At 47.6% G+C, this 16,834-nt stretch carries 13 protein-coding genes and 1 tRNA gene; all 14 read right to left on the reverse strand.

Annotated features, from left to right (window positions below; genetic code table 11):
- On the reverse strand, window positions 1-225 hold a 225-nt coding region (locus AWU56_RS12635; protein ID WP_286682158.1), incomplete at its 3' end, for a GTP-binding protein.
- Window positions 226-285: 60 nt separating this feature from the next.
- A complete protein-coding gene (gene fusA, locus AWU56_RS12640; protein ID WP_006956843.1) occupies window positions 286-2,409 on the reverse strand; it encodes an elongation factor G in 2,124 nt (707 codons plus the stop codon).
- 30 nt (window positions 2,410-2,439) lie between these two features.
- Window positions 2,440-2,910 (reverse strand): 30S ribosomal protein S7, encoded by a 471-nt coding sequence (gene rpsG / locus AWU56_RS12645; protein WP_006956844.1) that lies wholly within the window; start codon window positions 2,908-2,910, stop codon window positions 2,440-2,442.
- Between the two features lie 73 nt (window positions 2,911-2,983).
- Window positions 2,984-3,358 carry a 30S ribosomal protein S12 gene (gene rpsL / locus AWU56_RS12650; protein ID WP_006956845.1) on the reverse strand — a complete coding sequence of 125 codons (375 nt, stop codon included), beginning with the start codon at window positions 3,356-3,358 and terminating at the stop codon, window positions 2,984-2,986.
- Between the two features lie 195 nt (window positions 3,359-3,553).
- Window positions 3,554-7,789 (reverse strand): DNA-directed RNA polymerase subunit beta', encoded by a 4,236-nt coding sequence (rpoC, locus tag AWU56_RS12655; RefSeq protein WP_286682730.1) that lies wholly within the window; start codon window positions 7,787-7,789, stop codon window positions 3,554-3,556.
- A gap of 71 nt (window positions 7,790-7,860) precedes the next feature.
- Window positions 7,861-11,889, reverse strand: a complete 4,029-nt coding sequence (gene rpoB, locus AWU56_RS12660; RefSeq protein WP_286682731.1) for a DNA-directed RNA polymerase subunit beta — start codon at window positions 11,887-11,889, stop codon at window positions 7,861-7,863.
- 213 nt (window positions 11,890-12,102) lie between these two features.
- Window positions 12,103-12,480, reverse strand: a complete 378-nt coding sequence (rplL, locus tag AWU56_RS12665; protein WP_006956848.1) for a 50S ribosomal protein L7/L12 — start codon at window positions 12,478-12,480, stop codon at window positions 12,103-12,105.
- Between the two features lie 53 nt (window positions 12,481-12,533).
- A complete protein-coding gene (rplJ, locus tag AWU56_RS12670) occupies window positions 12,534-13,052 on the reverse strand; it encodes a 50S ribosomal protein L10 (protein ID WP_006956849.1) in 519 nt (172 codons plus the stop codon).
- Between the two features lie 231 nt (window positions 13,053-13,283).
- Complete coding sequence (rplA, locus tag AWU56_RS12675) at window positions 13,284-13,979, reverse strand: 50S ribosomal protein L1 (protein WP_006956850.1); 696 nt, start codon at window positions 13,977-13,979, stop codon at window positions 13,284-13,286.
- 3 nt (window positions 13,980-13,982) lie between these two features.
- Window positions 13,983-14,411 (reverse strand): 50S ribosomal protein L11, encoded by a 429-nt coding sequence (gene rplK, locus AWU56_RS12680; protein ID WP_006956851.1) that lies wholly within the window; start codon window positions 14,409-14,411, stop codon window positions 13,983-13,985.
- Window positions 14,412-14,547: 136 nt separating this feature from the next.
- Window positions 14,548-15,087 (reverse strand): transcription termination/antitermination protein NusG, encoded by a 540-nt coding sequence (nusG, locus tag AWU56_RS12685; RefSeq protein WP_286682732.1) that lies wholly within the window; start codon window positions 15,085-15,087, stop codon window positions 14,548-14,550.
- A 4-nt stretch (window positions 15,088-15,091) separates the two neighbouring features.
- A complete protein-coding gene (gene secE, locus AWU56_RS12690; protein WP_286682733.1) occupies window positions 15,092-15,472 on the reverse strand; it encodes a preprotein translocase subunit SecE in 381 nt (126 codons plus the stop codon).
- A gap of 58 nt (window positions 15,473-15,530) precedes the next feature.
- Window positions 15,531-15,607 (reverse strand) — tRNA-Trp (locus AWU56_RS12695).
- 168 nt (window positions 15,608-15,775) lie between these two features.
- On the reverse strand, window positions 15,776-16,834 hold a 1,059-nt coding region (tuf, locus tag AWU56_RS12700), incomplete at its 5' end, for an elongation factor Tu (RefSeq protein WP_286682734.1).

Below are 16,834 nucleotides of genomic sequence, written 5' to 3' on the forward strand. Positions count from 1 at the left end.
ACGAGTTGGCGTGTCATACTCAACGTGTGAAGTTGAGATGGTGATACCACGCTCTTTCTCTTCTGGCGCGTTATCGATGGCTGCGAAGTCTTTCGCCGCGCCACCATAGACTTTTGCTAATACAGTAGTAATAGCAGCAGTCAAAGTAGTTTTACCGTGGTCAACGTGACCGATGGTGCCGACGTTTACGTGCGGCTTCGAACGTTCAAATTTTTCTTTAGACATGATAGTTCCTCAAACTTAAGTTAAAAGCCCGGTCTCGCAAAAAACCGGACCAGACCTTACTTATTTAGCGTTACGCTCAGCCATCACTTTTTCAGCGATGTTGTTAGGTGCTTCAGCATACTTCAAGAATTCCATTGAGTACGATGCACGACCTTGAGTTTGTGAACGCAAGTCAGTCGCGTAACCGAACATTTCTGACAATGGAACTTGAGCATTAACTGCTTTCAAGCCACCTGGTGCCTCTTCCATACCTTCGATAAGACCACGACGGCGGTTAAGGTCACCGACAACATCACCCATTGACTCTTCTGGAGTGATAACTTCAACTTTCATCATTGGCTCAAGCAATACAGGTTGCGCTTGCAATGCACCCTTTTTGAAAGCCATGCTACCGGCGATTTTAAACGCCATCTCTGATGAGTCAACATCGTGGTAAGAACCGTCGTACAAGGTTGCCTTAACACCCAATACTGGGTAGCCAGCAAGAACACCTTGTTCCATCTGCTCTTTGATACCACGGTCTACCGCAGGAATGTATTCCTTAGGTACCACACCACCAACGATTTCGTTTACGAATTGGTAAGTGATGTCATCACCGTTTTCATCTTCTTCAATCGCCATTGGCTCAAGCTTCAGCCATACGTGACCGAATTGACCACGACCACCTGATTGACGAACGAATTTGCCTTCGACTTCAACCGCGTTACGGATTGCTTCACGGTATGCAACCTGAGGCTGACCAACGTTACATTCAACTTTGAATTCACGCTTCATACGGTCAACGATGATATCAAGGTGAAGCTCACCCATACCAGAGATGATAGTTTGACCTGACTCTTCATCCGTTTTAACGCGGAATGATGGATCTTCTGCGGCCAACTTACCAAGGGCAATACCCATTTTCTCTTGGTCGGCTTTAGTTTTCGGTTCTACTGCAACAGAAATAACCGGTTCTGGGAATTCCATACGCTCAAGAATAATCTTGTTGCTTGGATCACACAGCGTGTCACCGGTTGTCACGTCTTTAAGACCAATCAAGGCCGCGATGTCGCCCGCGCGCACTTCTTTGATCTCTTCACGGCTGTTTGAGTGCATCTGAACCATACGTCCAACGCGCTCTTTCTTGTTCTTAACTGGGTTAACAACACCGTCACCCTGATTAAGTACACCGGAGTATACGCGAACGAACGTCAGTGTACCCACGAACGGGTCAGTCGCGATTTTAAACGCAAGTGCTGAGAACGGCTCGTCGTCAGAAGACTTACGAACACCTTCAGACTCGTCATCAAGGATACCTGTAATAGGCTTAACTTCTGTCGGTGACGGAAGATACTCGATGACCGCGTCAAGCACTGCTTGAACACCTTTGTTTTTGAACGCTGAACCAGCAGCAACCAAGCAGATCTCGTTCGCCAACGTGCGTGCGCGAAGACCTTGTTTGATTTCTGCTTCAGTCAACTCACCTTCTTCAAGGTATTTGTTCATCAACTCTTCGTTAGCTTCAGCCGCAGCTTCAACCAAGTTGTTGTGATGTTCTTCACACTCGTCAACCATGTCAGCAGGGATATCTTCATATGTGAATGAAGTACCCATGTCTTCATCGTTCCAGTTGATGAACTTCATTTTGATCAAATCAACCACGCCGCGGAAGTTGTCTTCTGCGCCTACAGGCAGTTGCATTGGCACTGCTTCTGCATTCAAGCGGGTTTTCATTTGATGAACAACTGACAAGAAGTCCGCACCTGCACGGTCCATCTTGTTCACGAATACCATACGTGGTACTTCGTATTTGTTCGCCTGACGCCATACAGTTTCAGTCTGAGGCTGAACACCTGATGAAGCACACAATACGACGACTGCACCGTCAAGAACACGTAATGAACGCTCTACCTCAATGGTAAAGTCAACGTGTCCGGGAGTATCGATGATATTGATACGATGCTCAGGGAACTGTTTGTCCATACCTTGCCAGAAACATGTCGTTGCGGCAGAGGTGATGGTGATACCACGTTCCTGCTCCTGTTCCATCCAGTCCATGGTAGCTGCACCATCGTGCACCTCACCAATCTTGTGAGACAGGCCAGTGTAGAACAACACACGTTCAGTGGTGGTTGTTTTACCAGCGTCTACGTGAGCGCAGATACCAATATTACGATAGCGCTCAATGGAAGTTTTACGAGCCACAATAAACTCCTTAGTCGGTTAACTGTGAAATTACCAGCGATAGTGAGCAAACGCTTTGTTTGCTTCAGCCATGCGGTGAACGTCTTCACGTTTCTTCACAGCAGACCCTTTGTTTTCAGATGCGTCTAGCATTTCTGCTGCCAAACGCTGCGACATTGATTTTTCACCACGGGTGCGCGCTGCATCAACTAACCAGCGCATTGCCAGTGCATTACGACGCACAGGACGTACTTCGACCGGAACCTGATAGGTTGAACCACCTACGCGACGAGATTTAACCTCGACGGTTGGGCGAACGTTATCAAGCGCATTCTCGAAGATGTCTAAGTGGTCTTTACCAGATTTCTCAGCAAGAATGTCTAGTGCACCGTAGATAATCTTTTCAGCGACTGCTTTTTTGCCGTCTACCATGACGACATTGATAAATTTGGCCAACAACTCTGATCCGAACTTAGGATCTGGAAGGATTTTACGTTGACCTATGACGCGTCTTCTTGGCATCTCAATATTCTCCGATTAATTCAGGGTATTCCCCAAAACGTACAAACAGTTTGGCCTTACTAACGGAGAACCGTTAAGATTTAGGCCGCTTCGCGCCGTATTTAGAACGGCCTTGTTTACGATCGTTTACACCTGAACAGTCAAGTGCGCCACGAACGGTGTGATAACGAACACCTGGCAAGTCTTTTACACGACCGCCACGGATCAATACAACCGAGTGCTCTTGCAAGTTGTGGCCTTCGCCACCGATGTACGAAGATACTTCGTAACCGTTAGTAAGACGCACACGACACACTTTACGCATCGCCGAGTTCGGCTTCTTTGGGGTTGTTGTGTAAACACGGGTACAAACACCGCGTTTTTGAGGGCACGCTTCAAGAGCCGGAACGTTGCTTTTCACAACGGGCTTTTGACGGCCTTTACGCACCAGCTGGTTAACTGTTGCCATTAAATACTCCTAGTTTTGTTGATGTCGCTTACACCAGTGAAAAATCACTTGGTTTCTGACCAATAAATGGACCAGATCCCGAAATTCGGGAGCGGGAATTTTAATGGTCATATTTTCACCTGTCAAGGCTATATAAGAAAGCCGGCACTCAATGAGTACCGGCTTAATCGCTGAGCGAGGGTTTAATCGAGTGAATTACTCAGATGTAGACCCACTGTCACCGCCTGCATTTAGCGCATCGGCCAACTGCTGTTCGGCTTCTTCAGCTGTCATCTTAGGTGCTGTATCTTCGACTTCAAGCTCTGCTTGACGACGCTCCATACGCTCCTTGTGGTACGAATAACCAGTACCGGCAGGAATTAGGCGACCTACTATGACGTTTTCTTTCAAGCCACGTAAGGTATCTTTGCGTCCCGCAACAGCGGCTTCAGTAAGCACGCGTGTTGTTTCCTGGAACGATGCCGCTGAAATAAATGATTCAGTCGACAATGATGCCTTCGTAATACCCAACAACTGACGCTCGAAGGTAGCTGGCTGTTTGCCTTCAGCTTCTGCTTTCGCGTTGGCTGCTAGCACTTCTGCCATTTCTACCATCTCGCCCTCAAGCAAGTTGGTATCGTTGGCGCGCAAGATAAGCGCTTTACGTAGCATTTGACGAACGATAGTTTCAATATGCTTATCGTTAATCTTAACACCTTGTAAACGGTAGACTTCTTGTACTTCGTTAACGATGTAGTTAGCTACTGCGCTAACGCCACGTAGACGCAAGATGTCATGCGGTGCTTCTGGACCATCGGCGATTACCTCACCTTTTTGGACCTGTTCACCTTCAAACACGTTCAGCTGACGCCATTTCGGAATCATCTCTTCGTGCTGATCAGTACCGTCGTTTGGCGTGATGATTAGGCGACGTTTTCCTTTAGTTTCTTTACCAAAGGATACGGTACCTGTTTTCTCTGCCAAAATTGCAGGCTCTTTCGGGCGACGTGCTTCGAACAAGTCGGCAACGCGTGGAAGACCACCCGTGATGTCGCGCGTTTTCGAACCTTCTTGCGGGATACGAGCGACCGTATCACCCACTTTAACTTCAGCGTTATCTTCAAGGTTAATGATCGCGTTACCTGGCAAGAAGTACTGTGCAGGAATGTCTGTACCCGCGATGTTTACATCATTGCCTTGGCCGTCGACCAATTTAACCATTGGACGCATGTCTTTACCGGCGCTCGTACGCTGACCTGTTTCCAGTACAACGATACTTGATAAACCGGTGAGTTCGTCGGTTTGACGGGTCATAGTAACACCATCAATCAGGTCAACGAACTTCAAGCGACCTTCTACCTCAGTGATGATTGGGTGCGTATGCGGGTCCCAGTTTGCAACGGTTTCGCCGCCGTCTACACTGTCGCCTTCGCCTTTCTTCAACACCGCACCATAAGGTACTTTGTAACGCTCGCGCTCACGACCAAACTCGTCGATAAGCGTTAATTCAGTTGAACGTGAAGTAATCACCGGTTGATTGTCGCTGTTAACAACCCATTTCGCGTTGTGTAGCTTCAAGGTACCTGGATTCTTCACCTGAATGTTGTTTTCTGCTGTCGCACGTGATGCCGCACCACCGATGTGGAAGGTACGCATCGTCAACTGTGTACCAGGTTCACCGATTGACTGCGCAGCGATTACACCGACGGCCTCACCTTGGTTAACCATGTGGCCACGCGCCAAGTCACGACCATAACAGTGTGCACAGACACCGAAGTCAGTATCACACGTAATAACAGAGCGAACTTTAACTTCGTCGATTGAGTTCTCTTCGAGAACGTCACAGTTCTTTTCGTCGAGCAGCGTGTTACGTGGTAATAGCACGTCTTTATCGCTGCCTGGTTGCATGACGTCTTCACATAAAACACGACCTAATACACGCTCGCGCAGTGGTTCTACAACATCACCACCTTCGATCAACGGCTTCATGTACAAGCCATCGTGTGTACCACAGTCTTCTTCCATGATAACCACGTCTTGTGAAACGTCGACCAGACGACGTGTCAGATAACCTGAGTTCGCTGTCTTCAATGCCGTATCGGCCAAACCTTTACGTGCACCGTGAGTCGAGATGAAGTACTGAAGTACGTTCAAACCTTCACGGAAGTTCGCAACGATTGGTGTTTCGATGATTGAGCCATCCGGCTTAGCCATCAGACCACGCATACCGGCCAACTGACGGATCTGTGCGGGGCTACCACGAGCGCCTGAGTCCGCCATCATAAAGATCGAGTTGAACGACGCTTGTTCTTCGTCCTCACCCTCTTTGTTCTTGACGACTTCTTTCGACAGGTTTTCCATCATCGCCTTCGAGACTTTCTCGTTAGCGGTTGACCAGATATCGATAACTTTGTTGTATTTTTCGCCTGCGGTTACCAAACCCGATTCGAACTGCTCTTGAATCTCAGCGACTTCTTCTTCCGCGGCGGCAACGATTTCTTTCTTCGCTTCAGGAATCACCATGTCGTTAATACCGACAGACGCACCAGAAATCATCGCGTAATGGAAACCGGTATACATCACTTGGTCAGCGAATACGACCGTCTCTTTCAAACCGATATCGCGATACGCTTGATTAAGCATACGCGCGATAGGCTTTTTACCCATTGGCTGATCGATCAGCTCAAATGGTAAGCCCTCTGGCATGATCAGTGACAAAATCGCACGACCTACAGTGGTGTCACGCAACATCAAGCGTTTTTCACGGGTGCCATCTTCATGGATAATTGTATCCGCGATACGCACTTTAATACGCGTGTGCAATTCGACTGCACCGCTACGATAGGCTTTCTCGACCTCTTTAGGGTTCTTGAATGCCATACCTTCGCCTTTGCCGTTGATTTTCTCTTTGGTCATGTAATAAAGACCTAAGACAACGTCTTGTGATGGAACGATGATCGGGTCACCGCTCGCAGGCGATAGTACGTTATTGGTTGACATCATCAACGCACGCGCTTCGAGCTGCGCTTCAAGCGTCAATGGCAAATGAACCGCCATTTGGTCGCCGTCAAAGTCAGCGTTATAAGCCGCACACACCAATGGGTGTAGCTGAATCGCTTTACCTTCGATGAGGACCGGTTCAAAAGCTTGGATACCCAAACGGTGAAGTGTTGGCGCACGGTTCAATAACACCGGGTGCTCTTTGATCACTTCATCCAAGATATCCCAAACTTCTGCGGTTTCACGCTCAACCATTTTCTTAGCCGCTTTGATGGTGGTCGCTAAACCACGACGCTCAAGCTTGCCGTAGATAAATGGTTTAAATAATTCGAGTGCCATCTTCTTAGGCAGACCACACTGGTGCAAACGTAGTTTAGGACCTACGGTGATAACCGAACGACCTGAATAGTCAACACGTTTACCCAGAAGGTTCTGACGGAAACGACCCTGCTTACCTTTGATCATGTCAGCAAGCGATTTCAGAGGACGTTTATTAGAACCTGTGATCGCACGACCACGGCGACCGTTGTCTAACAACGCATCAACCGCTTCTTGCAACATACGTTTTTCGTTGCGAACGATGATGTCTGGTGCGGCTAAGTCAAGTAGACGCTTAAGACGGTTGTTACGGTTAATGACACGACGGTATAGGTCGTTCAAGTCTGATGTTGCGAAGCGGCCGCCATCAAGTGGTACCAATGGACGCAAGTCAGGTGGCAACACCGGCAATACGCGCAAGATCATCCACTCAGGTTTGTTTCCTGACATCTGGAAAGATTCAAGCAACTTCAGACGTTTACTGATCTTCTTACGCTTAGTTTCAGAGTTTGTCTCTGGTAACTCTTCACGCAGTTGCTGGATATCACCATCGATATCGATAGTGCGCAGCAAATCAAGTATACCTTCCGCACCCATTTTCGCATCGAACTCATCGCCGTGCTCTTCGAGTGCATCAAGGTACTCTTCTTCAGTCAAGATTTGATAACGCTCTAACGTCGTCAAACCAGGCTCAGTCACAACATATGATTCGAAGTACAACACGCGCTCAATGTCGCGCAATGTCATATCAAGCATCAAGCCAATGCGTGAGGGCAATGATTTCAAGAACCAAATGTGCGCCACTGGGCTCGCTAATTCGATATGGCCCATACGCTCACGGCGAACTTTGGTCAAAGTAACTTCTACGCCACACTTCTCGCAGATAACACCACGGTGCTTTAGGCGCTTATACTTGCCGCAAAGACACTCGTAATCCTTAACTGGACCAAAGATACGCGCACAGAAAAGACCATCACGTTCAGGTTTGAACGTACGATAGTTAATGGTTTCCGGCTTTTTAACTTCACCATATGACCAACTACGGATCATGTCTGGTGACGCTAACGCAATACGAATTCCATCAAATTCTTCTGATTGGTTAGCCGGTTTTAAAAACTTAAGCAAGTCTTTCACGATTTATCTCCTGTCGGAGTTCAACCACGGGGAGTGCAAGCACTCCCCAAATTCAATAACAAAAAGCTCGATTAGCCTTCTTCCAACTCGATATTAATACCGAGTGAACGGATTTCCTTCAGCAATACGTTGAAGGATTCAGGCATACCCGCTTCCATCTGCAAGTTGTTATCCACGATGTTCTTGTACATCTTCGTACGACCATTTACGTCGTCCGACTTAACGGTCAACATTTCTTGCAAGGTGTAAGCTGCGCCGTAAGCTTCGAGGGCCCATACTTCCATCTCACCGAAGCGCTGACCACCGAACTGAGCTTTACCACCCAGCGGCTGTTGCGTAACCAAGCTATAAGAACCGGTTGAACGTGCGTGCATCTTATCGTCGACCAAGTGGTTCAGTTTCAGCATGTACATATAACCAACAGTTACATCACGCTCAAAACGCTCACCTGTGCGACCATCAATCAACGGAATCTGACCTGATTCAGGGATATCCGCTAATTTAAGAAGCGCTTTAATCTCTTCTTCAACTGCACCGTCAAATGCCGGAGTTGCTGTCGGTAGACCTGCACGTAAGTTGCCTGCTAGACGAAGTACTTCGTCATCACTGAACTCGGCTAAATCTACTTTCTGGCGTCCTTCACCCAAGTCATAAACCTGTTGGATAAAGTCACGTAACTCGGCCATTGCGCGTTGCGCTTTCAACATCTTGTCGATCTTGGTACCGATACCACGAGCTGCCATACCTAAATGGGTCTCAAGGATCTGACCAATGTTCATCCGCGATGGTACACCCAACGGGTTTAGTACGATATCGACCGGATTACCCTCTTCATCATGAGGCATATCTTCGTTCGGGATGATAGTCGAGATAACACCTTTGTTACCGTGACGACCCGCTAATTTGTCACCCGGTTGAATGCGACGACGTACAGCGAGGTAGACCTTAACAATCTTAAGGACACCCGGTGCTAAGTCATCACCTTGGGTAATCTTGCGGCGTTTCATCTCAAACTTCTGATCGAAATCTTCACGCGTCTGTTGATATTGCTCAGCGATCTGCTCAAGTTGCTCCTGAGCACTCTCGTCTGCCAGACCTTGTGTTAACCAGTTTGAACGATCCATGCTTGCCAGCTTGGCTTCGTCAAAACCGTTGTTCAATAACAGACTACGTGCGCGGCCATAAATGCCATCTTCGAGGATCTTGAACTCTTCGGTTAAATCTTTCTTAACCTTAGCCAATTGCATCTCTTCGATAGCGACTGCACGTTTATCTTTTTCAACACCGTCGCGGGTGAATACTTGAACGTCTATTACCGTGCCGTTCACACCGTTAGGTACGCGCAGAGAGCTATCTTTAACATCAGACGCTTTCTCACCAAAGATTGCACGCAAAAGTTTTTCTTCTGGCGTTAATTGGGTTTCGCCTTTAGGTGTTACTTTACCTACGAGGATGTCGCCGCCTTTAACTTCAGCACCCACGTAAACAACACCGGCTTCATCCAATTTACCCAACGCAGACTCGCCGACGTTCGGGATATCACTCGTAATTTCTTCCGCACCCAACTTGGTATCACGCGCTACACAGTTCAATTCTTGAATGTGAATCGTGGTCAAACGGTCCTCTTGAGCAACACGCTCAGAAAGAAGAATCGAATCCTCAAAGTTATAACCATTCCATGGCATAAATGCCACGCGAAGGTTTTGACCTAAAGCGAGTTCACCTAAGTCAGTCGATGGACCGTCTGCTAACACATCACCACGCATTACCGGTTCGCCAAGACGTACCGTTGGCTTTTGGTTAATACATGTGTTCTGGTTCGAACGCTTGTATTTGGTTAAGTTGTAAATGTCGATACCTGCTTCACCCGGTACCATCTCTTCCTCATTTACCTTAACAACGATACGCGCAGCATCGACGTAATCTACAACACCGCCGCGTTTAGCGACGATAGTAACGCCTGAATCAACCGCAATCGTACGCTCAATGCCGGTACCTACTAACGGCTTATCAGCCCGTAGCGTTGGTACGGCTTGACGTTGCATGTTCGAGCCCATCAAGGCACGGTTAGCATCATCGTGTTCTAAGAACGGGATCATACTTGCCGCAATCGATACGATCTGCTGTGGCGCAACGTCCATGAACTGAACTTGTTCACGGTTCATCAAGGTGAATTCGTTTTTATGACGGCACGGTACGAGATCGTCAACGAGCTCACCTTGGTCGTTCAACGCAACGTTAGCCTGAGCGATTACGTAGTTACCTTCTTCGATTGCAGAGAGGTATTCAACCTCATCGGTCACGACACCGTTTTCAATCCGACGATAAGGCGTCTCTAGGAAGCCATATTCATTAGTGCGTGCGAAGGTCGACAACGAGTTAATCAAACCGATGTTTGGACCTTCAGGCGTTTCGATTGGGCATAGACGACCGTAGTGAGTTGGATGTACGTCACGTACTTCGAAGCCCGCTCGTTCACGCGTCAAACCACCTGGACCTAAAGCAGAAATACGACGCTTGTGCGTTACTTCTGACAATGGGTTGTTCTGGTCCATGAACTGTGACAATTGGCTTGAGCCAAAGAACTCTTTAACCGCAGCACTGATAGGTTTTGCGTTTATCAAATCTTGCGGCATTGTATTGTCAAGATCACCTAATGAAAGACGCTCTTTCACCGCGCGTTCAACACGTACCAAACCAACACGGAATTGGTTTTCTGCCATTTCACCGACTGAACGGATACGGCGGTTACCCAAGTGATCGATATCGTCAACCTCGTCAAGACCGTTACGGATCTCGATGAGCTTTTTCATGACGTCAATAATATCTTCGTTGGTCAGGGTGTTTTTCCCTGATAAGTCTTCGCGACCTAAACGACGATTGAATTTCATTCGACCAACAGTCGATAAGTCGTAACGTTCTTCGCTAAAGAACAGGTTATCGAAGAGTGCTTCGGCAGCTTCTCGCGTGGGCGGCTCACCTGGACGCATCATGCGATAGATTTCGACCAATGCCTCGAGGCGATTGGTGGTTGAATCAACGCGTAATGTTTCGCTCATGTAAGGACCATGATCGAGATCGTTGACGAATAGTGTCTCGATCTTCTTCACGCCCGCTTCGCTTAAATTAGCGATAAGCTCAAGTGTTAATTCATCGTTCGCATTTGCGACAACTTCGCCGGTTTCCTTGCTGACATAGTCTTTGGCAAGCACTTTGCCGACCATGTATTCAACAGGCACTTCTAGCTCTTTCATCTCCGACTTTTCTAATTGACGGATATGACGAGCCGTTACACGACGACCTTTCTCAACAACGATTTCGCCGTTGCTGTCTTTAATATCGAACTTAGCAGTCTCACCACGAAGACGTTCTGGCACCAACTGCATCTTAACTTTGGTTTTCAGAATTTCGAAATACGTCGTCTCGAAGAACATCTCAAGGATTTCTTCGGTGGTGTACTCTAATGCACGCAAGATGATCGACGCAGGTAACTTGCGACGACGGTCAATACGTACGAATACGTTGTCTTTAGGATCGAATTCAAAATCGAGCCAAGAACCACGGTAAGGAATAACACGCGCGTTATACAGGACTTTACCTGACGAGTGTGATTTACCTTTATCATGATCAAAGAACACGCCTGGCGAACGGTGTAACTGAGAGACAATCACACGCTCGGTACCATTGATGACAAAAGTACCGTTTTCTGTCATCAATGGGATCTCGCCCATGTAGACTTCTTGCTCTTTGATGTCCTTAACTGTGCCAGCAGCCGCTTCTTTATCAAACAACACTAAGCGAAGTTTAACGCGCAGCGGTGCAGAGTAAGTGATGCCGCGGATTTGACATTCTTCAACATCGAAAGCCGGCTCACCTAAGTGGTAACTGACGTACTGCAGTTCCGCATTACCGGAATAGCTGGCAATCGGAAAGACCGAACGGAAAGCCGCTTCAAGGCCATTATTAGCCTCTGGATCGACTTCAATAAATTTTTTGAATGAATCAAGCTGCATTGACAGCAAGTAAGGCACTTCTAAGACCTGAGGTCTTTTACCAAAGTCCTTACGAATACGTTTTTTCTCTGAGTAGGAGTACGCCATGGGGTTCCTCAGCTAGCTGATTGATGACCCTAACCAACGAGTGGTTCGATGGTTAAAAACAGATAACAAAAATCTGTCGTTCCCGTTTTATTTTTTCACGCGACTGCAACGAAATACGGGCAAAAATCGTACAAGCGTTAAAGCGCGAAAAGGCTGGTGGTTATTTAACCACCAGCCTATGGCCCTTAGGCCAGATTTCGTGCAACAGTTGAATTACTTAACTTCAACTTCCGCACCAGCTTCTTCAAGCTGCTTCTTCAACTCTTCAGCGTCGTCTTTGCTGATGCCTTCTTTAACAGCAACAGGTGCAGACTCAACCATAGCTTTAGCTTCTTTCAAGCCAAGGCCAGTTGCGCCGCGAACAGCTTTGATAGCTGCAACTTTGTTGCTACCAGCGCCTTTCAAGATAACGTCGAATTCAGTTTGCTCTTCAGCTGCTGCTTCGCCGCCAGCCGCTGGGCCAGCTGCTACTGCTACTGCTGCAGATGCGTCAACGCCGAATTTTTCTTCAGCTGCTTCGATCAACTCTACCAATTCCATTACTGGCATTTCAGCGATCGCGTTTAAGATATCTTCTTTAGTCAGAGCCATTACTCTAAACTCCTGGGTTGATAATTACAAAAAACGGTTTTAAAACCAACGATTTATTTAGCGTCTTTAATTGCTGCCAACGTACGCACGAACTTAGCAGGTACTTCGTTAACTGTTTTAACGAATTTGCTAACCGGTGCTTTGAAGGTGGCGAGCAATTTAGCCAATGCTTCATCACGAGTCGGAAGTGAAGCAACTGCGTCCAATTTTTCAGGACCCATGATGCCGTTACCGATAGATAGAGCCGTTACCTGAAGGTTCTTGTTCTCTTTAGAGAAATCTTTGAACAAACGAGCAGATGCGCCCGGTGCGTCCAAAGAGAATCCATAAACAAGAGGTCCTTTAAGCGCTTCGCTCATATCCTCAAACTGCGTGCCCTCAAAGGCGCGTTTTGCAAGTGTGTTACGTACTACTTTAAGAAACACACCTTGCTCACGTGCTTTTTTGCGCAACGCGGTCATGTCGGCTACTTCGATGCCTCGATATTCAGCAACGGTGACGGCTAGCGCATTTGAAGCGACGTCGTTAACTTCTTTAACGATTGCTTTCTTTCCGGCTAAACCAATTGCCACTGATATCACCTCGTTTTCTTTTGGAGCCTAAGCCCCTCGTTACAATTAGGTGAGCCTAAACTCACCACGTTGTCACGGTGATTCTCTACCCAGAGAGCCTGAGTCGGATATCACCATCTGCGTAGGACATTAAGTGCCGCAATATTCCTGCGGTACACCTACGGTCTTGGATGGGAGCTATGCTTCATGCCTTTTGAGCAATCCACCGCAGCTCCAACCCACAAACCTTTATTAACCAGCGCTGACAGTACCCTGGTCAATCGCAACACCAGCACCCATCGTAGTCGAAAGGCTGATGCGCTTGATGTATACGCCTTTAGCAGAAGAAGGCTTAGCTTTCTTCAGCGCGGCTAACAACGATTCTAAGTTTTCTTTCAACTTGTCGTTGTCAAAATCTACACGACCGATCGTCGCGTGGATGATGCCGTTTTTATCGTTACGATAGCGAACCTGACCTGCTTTAGCATTTTTAACAGCCGTTGCAACGTCTGGCGTTACAGTACCGGTTTTAGGGTTAGGCATCAGGCCACGTGGACCCAAGATTTGGCCTAACTGACCAACAACGCGCATTGCATCAGGAGAAGCAACAACTACGTCGAAGTTCATTTCACCTTTCTTAACTTGCTCAGCTAAGTCTTCCATGCCAACGATGTCGGCACCGGCTTCTTTCGCTTTATCAGCGTTAGCGCCTGAAGTGAAAACAGCAACGCGAACGTCACGACCTGTACCATTTGGCAATACAGTTGCGCCACGAACGTTTTGGTCCGATTTACGTGCATCAATGCCTAGGTTAACAGATACGTCAACACTCTCGGTAAACTTAGCGGTCGCCAATTCTTTCAACAACGTGATAGCTTCGTTTACATCGTAGTCACGGGCTTCTACTTTCTCGCGGATCATGCGAGCGCGCTTAGTTAATTTAGCCATGTCTTAGCCCTCCACGTTCAAGCCCATCGCACGAGCAGAGCCGGCGATAGTGCGTACAGCTGCGTCTAAATCAGCAGCAGTTAAGTCTGGTTCTTTAGTTTTCGCGATTTCTTCTAACTGTTCGCGAGTTACCGTACCCACTTTTTCAGTGTTAGGACGGCCAGAACCACTCTTGATGCCAGCTGCTTTCTTAAGCAAGAAAGACGCTGGTGGAGTTTTCGTGATGAACGTGAAAGAACGGTCTTCAAACACAGTAATTTCAACTGGAACAGGCGCACCTTTTTCCAAGTTGTCAGTCTGTGCGTTGAACGCCTTACAGAATTCCATGATGTTCACACCATGCTGACCCAATGCAGGACCAACTGGTGGTGACGGGTTAGCTGAACCAGCAGCTACCTGTAATTTAATAATGGCTGATACTTTTTTCGCCATGATAGTTACCTCTGTTGTGGGTTTAACGCCTCGTAACGTTGCAGAGTCACGTTACTCAATCGGCTCCCCGTTAAAAAAGGACGCGAATTATAAGACAATTCGCGTACTCGATCAATGATAATTGCTGATTTTTTGATCAGGATTTTTCGATCTGGCTGAACTCTAGCTCTACTGGTGTCGCGCGACCAAAGATTGAAACTGAAACAGTCAAGCGACTCTTTTCGTAATCAACTTCTTCGACGGTACCATTGAAATCAGCAAATGGACCGTCATTAACGCGCACCACTTCGCCAGGTTCGAATAATGTTTTCGGTTTGGGCTTATCTTGCGAATCTTGCAGTCTATCAAGAATAGCATCCGCTTCTTTCTTTGAAATCGGTGTAGGGCGATCGCTGCTACCACCGATAAAGCCTAATACACGGGGTACACTTTTAATCAAATGCCATGTTTCATCATCCATGATCATTTCAACTAAAACGTAACCTGGAAAAAATTTACGCTCGCTTTTACGACGCTTTCCACCGCGCATCTCAACGACTTCTTCTTTAGGCACTAAGATTTCGCCGAACTTGTCTTCCATGCCATGCATCTTAACGTGTTCTTTAAGCGATTCAGCTACACGAGCCTCGAAGCCGGAAAATGCTTGTACAACGTACCAACGTTTTTTATCGCTCATGCCCTTATATCTCCAAACCGGTGATGAAGCCTACTAGTCTAACAAGAATTCCATCTAGACCCCAAAGGACTAATGCAACGATAACTGTTGCTACAACTACGATTAAGGTAGTTTGCGTGGCTTCTTGACGCGATGGCCAAACCACTTTGCGCACTTCTGTACGACTCTCTTTGGCGAACGATAAAAATTTCTTACCTTTAGCAGTCGCTGCGGCAGTGAAGCCTGCGAGGCCAACCAGTACTACCACGGCAACCGCGCGGTACAGTACGGATACTTCTTCAGTGTAATAATGGTTACCAATAACGGCTGCTGCTAACAACAAAACCGTAACTATCCACTTTACACTATCGAATGAACTGCTTTGCGTATCTTTGTTTGCGCTCATTTTTAATTCCCAATTTGCGATTGGCCATTTCGCTCTTACGAAACTCTTTGAATTCGTTTGGCAGGGGTGGAGGGATTCGAACCCCCAACCGTCGGTTTTGGAGACCGCTGTTCTACCAATTGGAACTACACCCCTTGATTCCTGGCGAGACTGACTCGATACAGGATCGGACGCGGTATTATACCTAAGACTGTGCTCGGCGCAAGCTCAGCGTCGCCGCTTTTATCATAGATATACAACAAAAAACCCGGCCGAAGCCGGGTTTTGGACTCTCTGTCGCTTACGCCTTAGGCGCAAGTTACATTAGTCGATGATCTTAGATACAACACCTGCACCTACAGTACGACCACCTTCACGGATTGCGAAACGCAAGCCTTCGTCCATTGCGATTGGAGCAATTAGCTCTACAACGAACTTCAAGTTGTCGCCTGGCATGACCATTTCTACGCCTTCTGGCAATTCTACTGCGCCCGTTACGTCAGTTGTACGGAAGTAGAACTGTGGACGATAGCCTTTGAAGAATGGCGTGTGACGGCCACCTTCGTCTTTGCTCAGTACGTATACTTCGGCTTCGAACTTGGTGTGCGGAGTGATTGTACCTGGCTTCGCCAATACTTGACCACGCTCTACTTCGTCACGCTTAGTACCACGTAACAACGCACCGATGTTCTCGCCTGCACGACCTTCGTCTAGCAACTTACGGAACATCTCTACACCTGTAACTGTGGTCTTCATGGTATCTTTCATACCAACGATTTCACACTCGTCACCGGTCTTAACGATACCGCGCTCTACACGACCTGTTACTACCGTACCACGACCAGAAATCGAGAATACGTCTTCGATTGGCATGATGAACGGCTTGTCGATATCACGCTCTGGCTCTGGGATGTAGCTGTCTAGTGCGTCAGCCAATTCAACGATTTTCTTCGCCCACTCTTCGTCGCCTTCCAGCGCTTTAAGTGCTGAACCTTGGATGACTGGCAAGTCGTCGCCTGGGAATTCGTATTCTGATAACAGTTCACGAACTTCCATTTCTACCAATTCCAACAACTCTTCATCGTCTACCATGTCACATTTGTTCATGAATACAACGATGTAAGGTACGCCTACCTGACGTGACAACAAGATGTGCTCACGTGTTTGTGGCATTGGGCCGTCTGTAGCTGCTACTACCAAGATCGCGCCGTCCATCTGAGCGGCACCAGTGATCATGTTTTTAACGTAGTCAGCGTGTCCAGGACAGTCTACGTGCGCGTAGTGACGAGTTGGCGTGTCATACTCAACGTGTGAAGTTGAGATGGTGATACCACGCTCTTTCTCTTCTGGCGCGTTATCGATGGCTGCGAAGTCTTTCGCCGC

Origin of the sequence: Idiomarina sp. T82-3 (genome assembly GCF_001577655.1) — a bacterium.
GTDB classification, from domain to species: Bacteria; Pseudomonadota; Gammaproteobacteria; order Enterobacterales; family Alteromonadaceae; genus Idiomarina; species Idiomarina baltica.

Bases quoted from the DNA above. Each gene is read 5' to 3' on its own strand.
- secE (WP_286682733.1), bottom strand. From the start codon at position 15,472: ATGAGCGCAAACAAAGATACGCAAAGCAGTTCATTCGATAGTGTAAAG.
- rpsG (WP_006956844.1), bottom strand. From the start codon at position 2,910: ATGCCAAGAAGACGCGTCATAGGTCAACGTAAAATCCTTCCAGATCCT.
- rplK (WP_006956851.1), bottom strand. From the start codon at position 14,411: ATGGCGAAAAAAGTATCAGCCATTATTAAATTACAGGTAGCTGCTGGT.
- rpoB (WP_286682731.1), bottom strand. From the start codon at position 11,889: ATGGCGTACTCCTACTCAGAGAAAAAACGTATTCGTAAGGACTTTGGT.
- rplA (WP_006956850.1), bottom strand. From the start codon at position 13,979: ATGGCTAAATTAACTAAGCGCGCTCGCATGATCCGCGAGAAAGTAGAA.
- rplL (WP_006956848.1), bottom strand. From the start codon at position 12,480: ATGGCTCTGACTAAAGAAGATATCTTAAACGCGATCGCTGAAATGCCA.
- nusG (WP_286682732.1), bottom strand. From the start codon at position 15,087: ATGAGCGATAAAAAACGTTGGTACGTTGTACAAGCATTTTCCGGCTTC.
- rpsL (WP_006956845.1), bottom strand. From the start codon at position 3,358: ATGGCAACAGTTAACCAGCTGGTGCGTAAAGGCCGTCAAAAGCCCGTT.